Raw genomic sequence first — 10281 nt, forward strand, 5'->3', positions numbered from 1 at the left:
ATCCGTGCCGTACGGAGCTTCTGTCGGTCCTGCATGCCAAAGTGACCCATGACGACTTTCGCCCAGCTTCGCAAGACCGCGCTCTCCCTCCCCGGGACCGCCGAGCAGGGTGACCGCCCCGGCGTGATCGCGTTCACCGTGCACGGCAGCCTGTTCGCCTCGACGGGAGACAACGACCACGTGCACCTTCACCTCCCCGCAACGGAGGCGGAGAAGGTTCTCGCGGCGTACCCGACCGCGGAGCCGCTGCCCCACGACGGGACGTCGGCCGGCGTACGTGTCCCGCTCGTGGACATCGACGGTCAGCAGCTCAACCACTGGGTGCGCCGCGCCTGGTTCTTCCACGCGCCGCGACAGCTCGCGCGGCAGGCCGCCGCCGGAGAGACGGCGGTCGCCGGTGAGACCGGGGACCTGCCCAAGGCCATCGGAGGGCCCGCCACCCGGGCGCTCGCCGGCGTCGGCATCACCACTCTCGCCCAGGTCGCCGAACTGACCGAGGCCGACCTGATGGCGATGCACGGAGTAGGGCCGAAGGCGGTTCGCGTTCTCGGCGAGGCGCTCAGGGCGGCCGGACACGAACGCGGGAACTGACCTCGCCGGGACACGTCGAGAGGTCCCCGGCCGGAATCCGTCCGCCCAGGACCGGCGGAGCGATTCCGGCCGACGGGTAAAAATCCGCAGACCTCGCTTTGGCCTTATTTCTGCCCCTCCGGCGGTATCGCCTCCGTGACGACACCGGAGCCACCGGCCATCCATGGCCAGGCCGCGTCCCAGGAGACCTTCGGAGGGTACGGCATGCCTTACGTGACCACGCGCGACGGCACAGAGATCTTCTTCTACGACTGGGGCAGCGGGCCGCCGGTCGTCTTCATCCACGGCTGGCCGCTGAACGCGGACGCCTGGCAGGACCAGCTGAAACTGGTCAAGGACCACGGCTTCCGGGCCATCGCGCACGACCGCCGGGGGCACGGCCGCTCAAGTCACCCCCACGATGGTTACGACTTCGACACCTTCGCCGACGATCTCAACGACCTCATCACCAAGCTCGACCTGCGTGACGTCACGCTGGTCGCGCACTCCATGGGAGGCGGGGAACTGGCCCGCTACATCGGCCGGCACGGCACCGACCGCATCAGTAAGGCTGTGCTGCTGTCGGCGGTCCCGCCGCTGATGCTCAAGACGGACGACAACCCCGAGGGCACTCCCCAGGAGGTGTTCGACAAGATCAAGGCCGGTATCCTCGCCGAGCGCTCGCAGTTCTGGAAGGACTCCGCGGAGGGCTTCTTCGGCGCCAACCGGCCCGGTAACAAGGTGACGCAGGGCAACAAGGACGCCTTCTGGCTGATGGCCATGGCCGAGAACATCGAGGCCGGGGTGGTCTGCGTGGACGCCTTCTCCGCCACCGACTTCACCCAGGACCTGAAGAGGTTCGACATTCCCACCCTGATCATCCACGGTGACGACGACCAGGTCGTGCCGATCGCGGCCTCGGCGGACAAGTCCTCGAAGCTCATCCCGAACTCGACCTACAAGGTGTACAAGGGCGGCTCACACGGCATCGCGCTGGTGCCCGGCGACAAGGAGAAGTTCAACGCCGACCTGCTGGAATTCCTGAACTCATGACCCGCGGGTGGTGCCCGTCCGCACGACGGGCACCACCCTCACGGCGGGCCGGCTCAGCGGTCGGTCCACAGGTGCCAGAACACGTCGCCCTCGGAGCAGGTGTAGTGCCCCCAGTGCCCCCGGTCGATCCCGCCCTGGCCCGCGGTCACGCACCTGGCGTGGCTCGTGAACCAGTCACGGTAGACGTCGTCGCCGAGCGCCTGCACGGCGGTGCCCTCGGTCGCGACGGTGGCGTGTGCCGGGCCCGCGGTCAGCAGGCAGGCGGAGCCCAGCACGGCGGCGGCCAGCGCCACCGGACGGAACCTGGTCGTCATGTCGTCTCCTTCGCTTGTCTTCGCACGCCGTACGGCGGTGCCCGTTCCGGCGGACCGGGGCGGCGCGACCCGGGATCCCGCGCCCAGTGCCGTGGGGTCGCGCGCTCCGGTCACTCGTAGCGTGGTGGAGGCCGCCGACACGCCGGTCACCCGCCGGTCACGCGCACCGCTCCGTCGCGGGCCCGTACGTGACGCGTTGCGAGCTGAGGGTAATGATGTGATTACAATTCGCTGTGAAAGGGTTGGGTTTCGAGTTCAGGATTCTGGGGCCGGTCGAGGTCCTGCACCACGGCAACCGCCTGACCATCCGAGCGGCCAAGCTGCGCACCCTGCTCGCGGCGCTGCTCCTGGACGCCAATCGCGTGGTCACCGTCGAGACGCTGATCGAACGCGTATGGGGGGACGACGCCCCCAACGGCGCCCGCAACACGCTGCAGAACTACGTGCTGCGGCTGCGTCGTCTGCTGAACGGGGCGGGGTGGGAGTGCCCGCTGACGACGCACCCGAGGGGGTATGCGATCGAGCTGCCCGCCGACACGCTGGACCTGCACCGTTTCGACGCCCTGGTGCGCCGCGCGCGGGCGGCGGCCGCCGTCGAGGAGACGGAGCAGGCCGCCACGCTGCTTCGGGAGGCGTTGCGCCTGTGGCGCGGAGAGGCGCTCGCGGACATCGGATCAGAGGTCATACGCCGTGACGTCGTCCCCGTGCTCGACGAACGCAGGCTCGACGCCCTTGAGCTTCGCATCGAGGCGGACCTGGCGCTGGGACGGCACGAGGACGTGCTGGCCGAGCTGCACGGGCTGACCACCGCGCACCCGCTCAGGGAGCGACTGTGGAGACAGCGGATGCTCGCGCTGTACCGGTCGGGACGCCGGGGCGAGAGCCTGCGCTGCTATCACAACGCCAGGGATGCGCTGGTCGAGCAACTCGGCGTCGATCCCGGCGACGAGCTGCGTGAACTGCACCGGCGGTTGCTCACCGCCAGCCCCGCGCTGGCCTACGTCAGCCCACCGCGGGTGCGCGGCAACCTGCCCGCGGAGGTGACGACGTTCATCGGCCGGGCACGTCAGCTCGCCGACATCGGGCGCCTGGTGAGAGGAAACCGGCTGGTCACCCTGACCGGCGCGGGCGGGGTGGGCAAGACCCGGCTGGCCCTGCGGGCGGCGGCCGAGCTGTCCGGGGACTTCCCCGACGGGGTGTGGCTGGCCGACCTGACCGCGTTGCCGGAAGGACGGCCACTTGAGCACCTCGTGGTCCAGGCGCTGAGAATCCGCGACCAGTCCGCGCGTCCGCCCGCCGACGTCCTGGCCGACTTCCTGCGTGACAGGCGGCTGCTGCTGGTGCTGGACAACTGTGAGCACGTGGCCGCCGCGGTCGGCGCTCTGGCCGACACCCTGCTCAGGGCCGCCCCGGGCCTGCGGATGCTGACGACCAGCAGGCACCGGCTCGGCCTGCGCCATGAGCACGTGCTGGTCGTGCCCCCGCTCACCCTGCCGCCCGTGGCCGCCGCGTCCCGGGAGCGTCCGCTGACCGGCTACGACGCGGTGGCGTTGCTGGTGGCGCGGGCCGCGGCGGCGGCACCGGACTTCCGTGTCACCCACGACAACCACGACCTCGTCGTCCAGCTGTGCAGGCGCCTGGACGGCATCCCGCTGGCCATCGAACTGGCCGCCGTACGGCTGGGCACGCTGTCCATCGCGGAGATCCTGGAGCGCCTCGATGACTGCTTCCGTCCGCTGGGCGGCGACATCCGGGCCATGCCCCGCTACCACCGGACGTTGTGGGACGTCATCGACTGGAGCCACGAGCTGTGCACCGAGCCGGAACGCCTGCTCTGGGCGCGCCTTTCGGTCTTCTCCAGCGGTTTCGACCTGGAGGCGGCCGAAGCCGTGTGCTCCGGCTCGGGCATCGCCCGCCGGGACGTCGTGGATCTGCTGGCGAGCCTGTGCCACAAGTCGGTCCTGCTGGCGCGGACCCAGGGTCTCCGTACGCGTTACCGCCTTCTGGAGACCATCCGTCAGTACGGCGGGCGGAGACTGGCCGACATGGGCGCGGAAGCCCGGCTGCGGCGGCTCCACCGCGACCACTACCAGAGACTGGTCGCCACCGCCGCGGCCGAGTGGTGCGGCGTCCGCGAGGTCGAGTGGCTGTCCCGGCTGCGAAGGGAGCTGCCCAACCTGCGGACGGCGCTGGACTTCTGCGTCACCGAGCCGGGGCAGGCGGACAACGGCCTGGAGATCGCCGTCAACCTCACCCGTGTCCGGTCCTGGTTCTTCACCAGCACCATCGGTGAGGGCCGCCACTGGCTGGAGCGCACCTGCGCGTTGTCCGCGCCCGGCCCCCGGCGCACCGACGCGCTGGCGATGCTGAGCTGGGTGGCCCTCCTGCAGGGCGACCACCGGCTCGCCGAGAGGTATCTCGCCGAACACCGCGCTCCGGCCTCGCCCGTCGCCACCTATCTGGAGGGCGCCCATGCGATGCTCACCCATTCCGACGCCGGGGCGATCCCCGTGCTGGCGCGGGCCAGGGACATGTTCCGGCGGGCGGGTGCCCGGGGAGACGCCCACATGGCCACCATGCTCTGGGCGATGGCCTGTGCCTTCCTCGGCGTCCCGGACGTCGCGCGCGCCGCGGGAGACGCCTACCTGGAGGAGGCCGATGCGAACGGCGCGGCCTGGGCCCAATCATGGGCACTGTGGACGCTCGGGCTGACCAGGCTGCGGCTCGGCGACACCGTCGCGGCCATCGAGCTGCTGCGCGACTCCCTGGTCCGCCAGCGCGACATCGACGACCGCTGGGGTCCCGTCTGGGGAGCGGAGGCGCTGGCCTGGGCCGTCGCCGCCGCCGGGCAGTACCACCGGGCCGCCGAGCTCCTCGGCGCCGCCCGTCATCTGCGCCAGGCCGTGGGCGTCGGCCTCATCACCCTGCGCCCCTTCCACGAGATGCACATCGAGGCCGTACGGCTGGTGCGCGGCAACCTCGACGCCCGCTCCTACGCCGCGGCCCTCGAACGGGGGGCCAGGACCGAGGACGCCTCCCCGTGGCCGTCCTGCCTGGTCGAGGCCCTGGAGAGGCATGGGGTGGTTCACACCTCCTCGGAGAGCGGGGCGACCCGGTGACGGTCGTCCCGTCTCGGGCCCGGAGGCCCCGCGGGGTCTTGAGACGGTGGCCGTCGAGACTTCCGGCCTCCCTTGCCTCCTGCTTCCTGGGCGGCGACCGGCCTGCTCGACTCCCTAATATTCCCTATTCTTCCCTCAAAGAGGGATGTTAAGGTAATTTTAGGGAATCGCGATTCCCCTCTTCGTTCGGATGCGCGAGCACCCGGCGGGGCGGGGACGGCACATCGACGAAGGAGAGGGTCACATGAAGGTCATCGTCGCGGGCGGCGGCGGGCGGACTCCGAGGCGCGCCGGCGCGGTGGTCGGGCCATGACCGCCATCTACCGGACCGAGGACGGCGGCCGGCGCATCCGCGAGCGGTACGTCCAGACCCTGCGTACCTGGCCCGTTCCTTACGAGCACCGGAGGGTCCCGACCCGCGAGGGAGAGACCTTCGTCGTGGTCTCCGGCCCCGAGGACGCGCCGCCGCTGGTGCTGTTGCACGGCTCGGGAACCAACGCGGCGATGTGGGTCGCGGAGGTGGCCTCCTGGGCCGGACACTTCCGCGTCCACGCCGTCGACATGATCGGTGAGCCCGGCCTGAGCGCCCCCTCCCGCCCTCCGCTTGACTCCGAGGCGTACGCCCTCTGGCTGGACGACGTCCTGCGGGAACTCGGGGTGTCGAGGACGTCCGTGGTCGGTGCCTCGCTCGGTGGCTGGCTGGCGCTGGACTACGCCACCCGCCGCCCGGACCGGGTGGAGTGCCTGGCGCTGCTGTGCCCCGCCGGAATCGGCAGGCAGAAGTGGGGCTGGGTGCCGAAGGCCGTACTGCTGAACCGGTTCGGTCTGTGGGGACAGCGCAAAACGCTTGAGACGGTCGCAGGGCTCGACATGCCGGGTTCCGAGGAGTTCCTTGAGGGGATGGCCCTCACCTTCCGGCAGTTCCTCCCCCGTAAGCGGTTGCCGGTCTTCTCCGACGACACGCTGCGGAAGCTGACCATGCCCGTGCTGGCCGTCGTCGGTGACCGTGACGCCATGCTCGACTCGCAGGACACCGTCCGGCGCCTGAACGAGACCGTCCCGCACGCGACGGTTCGCCTGCTGCCGGGGGTCGGGCACTCCGTCGTCGGCCAGAGCGAGGTCGTCCTCGCCCATCTGCGGCGGACGTCCGCCACGCAGTGAGCTCCTCACGGTGAGATCGAGACGACGGGCGTGTCGGTCCTTCTGTACGGCCGTGCCGCTCGGGAGCGTTTACGGCACCCGAGGACCACGAACACGACGGAGCGCACCGATGTCCCTGCCCGCGCACATGTACGCCGCCCACGTCACGGGCCCCGGTCCCGCCGAGGCCATCCGCTACGGCCGGATACCGGTGCCGGGCATCGGCCCCACCGACGTCCTGGTGCGGGTGCGCATGGTCGCCGCCGACCCGGTGGACGTCTTCGTGCGCTCGGGCGCCTACCCCACGCCCATGCCGTCGCCGTTCGTGATCGGCCGGGACCTGGTCGGCGAGGTGGCCGCCGTGGGACCCGGCGCGACCGGCTTCTCCCCGGGGCTGCCGGTGTGGTGCAACAGCCTGGGGCACGACGGCAGGCAGGGCTCCTTCGCCAAGTACGCCGTGGTCCCCGCCGACCGGCTGTACCCGGTTCCGCCGGGCGTCGACGAGGCCGATCTGGTCGCCGCCGCCCACCCGGCGGCGACCGCGTGGCTGGCCCTGTTCCGGCACGGGCGGTTGCGGGCAGGGGAGAACGTCCACGTCGGCGGCGGGGCGGGCAACGTCGGGTCCGCCGCGGTCGCCCTGGCCGTGGCGGCGGGGGCGCGCGTGGTCGCCACCGCGCGTCCGGAGGGCTTCGCCTCCGTCCGCGCGCTGGGCGCCGCCGAGGTCCTCGACTACCGCGACCCGGACCTGACCGACGGCCTACGTACGGCCGCGCCCGGCGGCTACCGCGTGTGGGTGGACACCTCGGGGCGCGGGGACCTGGCCGCCGGGGTCGGTCTTCTCGCCCACGGCGGGCGGCTGGTGGTGATGGCCGGGCTGCACGCCACCCCGGCGCTGCCGCTCGGCTCCCTCTACACCCGGGACGCCTCCGTCGTGGGGTTCGCGATCAGCAACGCCTCCGTCGCCGATCTCGCCGACGCGGCCGGCGGCGTCGCCTTCCTGCTGCGCGAGACCCGGTGGCGTCCCCGCGTCGCCGGGCGGCTCCCGCTGTCGCAGGCCGCCCAGGCACACCGCAGGCTGGAGACGGGAGACGTCAACGGCAGGCTCGTGCTCTCCCCGTAGAGGCGGTGGTCACCGGGCCGCGGGTTCCGGCGAGGAGCGGTAGTAAGCGGCGATGGAGTGGAAGGCGGCCTTGGGCTCCCACGGTCTCTGCGGGTCCTCGTGGACCTTGACGACGCCGTAGCTGGCCAGGTCCAGGTCGTCGCGGGGGTCGCCGCCGGGGCGGTACGGGTGGTCGTGGAGCGCGAAGGTGAACACGAAGGCGCTGTCGACGCCTCCGGCGTCGAAGACCTCAAGCAGTTCACGCACGTACGCGGCCTGTCCGGCCTCGTCACGTTCGTACTCGCCGTTCAGCCGGACGGGCGCGCGGGTGGCCGGGTCGTACTCGACGACCTCCAGGCCGAGGGCTCCCCTGTCCCCTGCACCCCGGTAGCTCGCCGCGCCGAACTCGGTGATCGCGACCGGCTTGCCCTGCGCGACGAGTCCGTGGACACCGGCGGCGAACCGGTCGGCGATCTCAGCCGACCGATAGAGGTCCACGGACATGATGTCGAAGGGCTCCCAGTTGACGCGTTCGAGCGGCACGGAGGCGTAGGTCACCTTTCCGCCGAAGCGTTCGCGGACGAGCGCCACCGCTTCGGCGAGGAAGTCGTTGACCCGTGCGCCGACCGTGCCGATCTGTTCACGCACCTGGTCCGGCCTGCTCAGCAGCTCGACTCGCTCGTCGATGCTGTCACCGGGCAGGAATCCCTTGTTCATCAGGCAGAGTTCGGCGCCGGTGACGAACACGACCTCGGCTCCCCTCAGCCGGAGCCGCTCCGCGCGTTCGGCGCAGTCGGCGAACAGCGACAACATCTCGCCGGCGGTCAGTTCGAGCGGGTACGGGGAGAACCAGACTTCGAGGCCGAGGTCGGCGGCGCACTCCGCGGCGAGTTCGATCCGTTCGGGGTCGCCGCCCATGACGCGGACCGCGGTGCAGTTCAGGTCGTCGCGGATGGCGCGCATGTCACGCCTGACGTTCTCCGCGGCGAACCGCCGGTGACCGATCGTTCCGTTGACGACGAAGCCGGTGTCATAGCTGATGCCCTTGGCGCGCACGTGCTGTGCCTTTCTCTGGAGGGAGTTTTAAGGTACTCCAAGTACCCTATTTGTGCGAGGGGGGGGACGGCAACAAGGATGGGAGGGCACGGCCGGTATCGACTACGGGAAGAGCCATGACAGAGGACGCGGCAGGCAGTCCGGCGGGACGTACCAGGAGGCGTGGGGCCGCCCTGGAGGAGGCGATCCTGAGCGCCGCGGCCGACGAACTGGCCGAGGCCGGATACGCCGGGCTGACCATGGACAGGGTCGCCGCGCGAGCCGGGACCAACAAGAACGCCATCTACCGTCGCTGGCCGAACCGCCTCGCGCTCGGCGTCGCCGCCTACCGGCGGCTGACCACGACGATCTCCCCCGACGACACCGGCGACCTGCGGGGCGACGTCCTGGCACTGCTCCGCCAGGCCAACCGCTACTGGAGCTCCCCGCAGGGCGCGATCCTGCGCGAGCTGTTTGCCGCGGCCGGAGGGACCTCGGAACTCCTGGAACAGTTGCAGGACCGGTCCGGTGACGACGCCGCGGCCCCGTGGCTGACCGTCCTGGAACGCGCGCTCGCGCGCGGCGAGGTGGCCCCCGAGGCGCTCACTCCACGGGTCGCCACCGTGGCCATGGTCCTGCTGCGCAACGAGTTCGTCGTGCGCGGGGTCCCCACCGCTCCCGACGACGTCCTCGTCGAGATCGTCGACGAGGTCTACCTCCCCCTGGTACGGCGGCGCGCCCCGGCCCGGAACTGACCTCGCGCACGCCCGGGTGTCAGCCGGCCTTGGGCGGGTCCTGCGGCTGCGCGTGCTGCAGCTGGACACAGCATTCGCCGGAGCGCGGAGCGAGAACCGCCTGAACGGCTCCGGCCTGCAGTCCTTGCAGGTATCCGGTGAGGAAGGCGTGGTTCATGCCGCAGACGAGGTCGGGGGCCTGGGCGGCGAGGGGGTGGAAGGGGCAGTTGCGCAGCCGTAGCCGGTCGGGGGCCTCGCGGGCGGGCTCGAAGCCGTGCTGGTTGAGCATCTGCTCGCACAGGGTCAGGCCGCGTTCGGCGCCGAGCCTGCCAGGCCGCAGGCGCGCGCGGTCCTGGCCGCCGAGTTCGTCGCCGTGCTGCCTGGCGGTGCGTATGGCGGCGTTCGCGGCGGTCTCGTTCTCGCCTTCGGCCAGGACGGCCCGGAGGAGGAGACCGGCCAGCAGCTCGTGGCGGCGGTCGGGAATGCTGACCTGGATGGGGCTGCCGGCCGACCTTGCGCAGGCCGGTCGGCGACGCATGCCGGGTGCGGAATCGCCTCACGGTTCGTGGCGGATCCGCGCTTCCTGTCCCAGGGAGCGATGTGGCTGATCGCGATCGGGGTGGTCGGCGCGCACGGGTTGTTCGCCGTCGTGACCGTGCTCCTCGTCCTGCTCTCCGCCCTGGGCGTCGGCGGCGGCTGACGGAGACCTCGCCCTCCTCGGCGCCCCGCGCGCCGAGGCCCGCTCGCGTCGCCGGTTCCCCGCCCTGACCGCCCTGCCCGGATGGCCGGCACGCCCGCAGCTGGAAGGATCACCATCGTGGAAATCTGGATCAACCCCGCGTGCAGCAAATGCGCCTCCGCTCTTTCACTGCTCGACGAGGCGGGCGCCGCCTACACCGTGCGGCGCTACCTGGAGGAGCCGCCCACCGCCCAGGAGATCGAAGACGTGCTGCGACGTCTCGGCATGCAGCCCTGGGACATCGCCCGTCTCGCCGAACCCGCGGCGGCCGAACTGGGCCTCACCACGTGGCCACGCGACGAGAGCCACCGCCCCCGGTGGATCGCGGCGCTGGCCGCTCACCCGATCCTGATCCAGCGGCCCATCATCACCGCGGACGACGGAACGGCGGTGGTCGGCCGCACACCCGAATCCGTGCGGTCCCTCCTGCCGTGACGGCCGGTCCCGCACCACGGCGTTCAGGGGTGGGGCCTTCGCC

Annotated in this window: 11 protein-coding genes; 8 read left to right on the forward strand and 3 right to left on the reverse strand. The window is 71.5% G+C overall.

Going from position 1 to position 10281, the window contains the following annotated elements; all coding sequences use genetic code 11:
* Positions 1-48 precede the first annotated feature (48 nt).
* Both ACFOYY_RS09645 and ACFOYY_RS09650 read left to right on the forward strand, forming a co-directional pair.
* Positions 49-591, forward strand: a complete 543-nt coding sequence (locus ACFOYY_RS09645) for a hypothetical protein (protein ID WP_386189415.1) — start codon at positions 49-51, stop codon at positions 589-591.
* A gap of 204 nt (positions 592-795) precedes the next feature.
* Complete coding sequence (locus ACFOYY_RS09650; protein WP_352012459.1) at positions 796-1623, forward strand: alpha/beta fold hydrolase; 828 nt, start codon at positions 796-798, stop codon at positions 1621-1623.
* 53 nt (positions 1624-1676) lie between these two features.
* Here the strand turns inward: ACFOYY_RS09650 and ACFOYY_RS09655 are convergent, their stop codons facing one another.
* Positions 1677-1937 carry a hypothetical protein gene (locus ACFOYY_RS09655; protein ID WP_352012458.1) on the reverse strand — a complete coding sequence of 87 codons (261 nt, stop codon included), beginning with the start codon at positions 1935-1937 and terminating at the stop codon, positions 1677-1679.
* 233 nt (positions 1938-2170) lie between these two features.
* Here ACFOYY_RS09655 and ACFOYY_RS09660 point away from each other — a divergent pair, with 233 nt between their 5' ends.
* From ACFOYY_RS09660 to ACFOYY_RS09670, 3 genes are all read left to right on the forward strand, one after another.
* Complete coding sequence (locus ACFOYY_RS09660) at positions 2171-5056, forward strand: AfsR/SARP family transcriptional regulator (RefSeq protein WP_386189417.1); 2886 nt, start codon at positions 2171-2173, stop codon at positions 5054-5056.
* A 309-nt stretch (positions 5057-5365) separates the two neighbouring features.
* Positions 5366-6217 (forward strand): alpha/beta fold hydrolase, encoded by an 852-nt coding sequence (locus ACFOYY_RS09665; RefSeq protein WP_386189419.1) that lies wholly within the window; start codon positions 5366-5368, stop codon positions 6215-6217.
* A 109-nt stretch (positions 6218-6326) separates the two neighbouring features.
* Complete coding sequence (locus tag ACFOYY_RS09670) at positions 6327-7316, forward strand: NADPH:quinone reductase (RefSeq protein WP_386189421.1); 990 nt, start codon at positions 6327-6329, stop codon at positions 7314-7316.
* Between the two features lie 9 nt (positions 7317-7325).
* On the opposite strand, the gene ACFOYY_RS09675 is transcribed toward ACFOYY_RS09670, so the two are convergent.
* The gene (locus ACFOYY_RS09675; protein ID WP_386189423.1) at positions 7326-8351 is read right to left on the reverse strand and encodes a hypothetical protein; all 1026 of its coding nucleotides are present in this window, start codon (positions 8349-8351) and stop codon (positions 7326-7328) included.
* A gap of 116 nt (positions 8352-8467) precedes the next feature.
* Here ACFOYY_RS09675 and ACFOYY_RS09680 point away from each other — a divergent pair, with 116 nt between their 5' ends.
* Positions 8468-9085: a TetR/AcrR family transcriptional regulator gene (locus tag ACFOYY_RS09680; protein ID WP_352012453.1), complete on the forward strand. Its 618-nt coding sequence runs from the start codon at positions 8468-8470 to the stop codon at positions 9083-9085.
* Positions 9086-9104: 19 nt separating this feature from the next.
* On the opposite strand, the gene ACFOYY_RS09685 is transcribed toward ACFOYY_RS09680, so the two are convergent.
* Positions 9105-9602: a hypothetical protein gene (locus tag ACFOYY_RS09685; protein WP_386189425.1), complete on the reverse strand. Its 498-nt coding sequence runs from the start codon at positions 9600-9602 to the stop codon at positions 9105-9107.
* A 27-nt stretch (positions 9603-9629) separates the two neighbouring features.
* Between ACFOYY_RS09685 and ACFOYY_RS09690 the strand changes: the two genes are divergently transcribed.
* Positions 9630-9764, forward strand: a complete 135-nt coding sequence (locus ACFOYY_RS09690; RefSeq protein WP_386189427.1) for a hypothetical protein — start codon at positions 9630-9632, stop codon at positions 9762-9764.
* A gap of 117 nt (positions 9765-9881) precedes the next feature.
* A complete protein-coding gene (locus ACFOYY_RS09695; RefSeq protein ID WP_352012449.1) occupies positions 9882-10238 on the forward strand; it encodes an arsenate reductase family protein in 357 nt (118 codons plus the stop codon).
* Positions 10239-10281 lie beyond the last annotated feature (43 nt).

The sequence above is a fragment of the Streptosporangium jomthongense genome (assembly GCF_042650425.1).
Classification (GTDB): domain Bacteria; phylum Actinomycetota; class Actinomycetes; order Streptosporangiales; family Streptosporangiaceae; genus Streptosporangium.

Bases quoted from the DNA above. Each gene is read 5' to 3' on its own strand.
- ACFOYY_RS09645 (WP_386189415.1), top strand. From the start codon at position 49: ATGACGACTTTCGCCCAGCTTCGCAAGACCGCGCTCTCCCTCCCCGGG.
- ACFOYY_RS09650 (WP_352012459.1), top strand. From the start codon at position 796: ATGCCTTACGTGACCACGCGCGACGGCACAGAGATCTTCTTCTACGAC.
- ACFOYY_RS09655 (WP_352012458.1), bottom strand. From the start codon at position 1,937: ATGACGACCAGGTTCCGTCCGGTGGCGCTGGCCGCCGCCGTGCTGGGC.
- ACFOYY_RS09665 (WP_386189419.1), top strand. From the start codon at position 5,366: ATGACCGCCATCTACCGGACCGAGGACGGCGGCCGGCGCATCCGCGAG.
- ACFOYY_RS09670 (WP_386189421.1), top strand. From the start codon at position 6,327: ATGTCCCTGCCCGCGCACATGTACGCCGCCCACGTCACGGGCCCCGGT.
- ACFOYY_RS09680 (WP_352012453.1), top strand. From the start codon at position 8,468: ATGACAGAGGACGCGGCAGGCAGTCCGGCGGGACGTACCAGGAGGCGT.
- ACFOYY_RS09685 (WP_386189425.1), bottom strand. From the start codon at position 9,602: ATGCGTCGCCGACCGGCCTGCGCAAGGTCGGCCGGCAGCCCCATCCAG.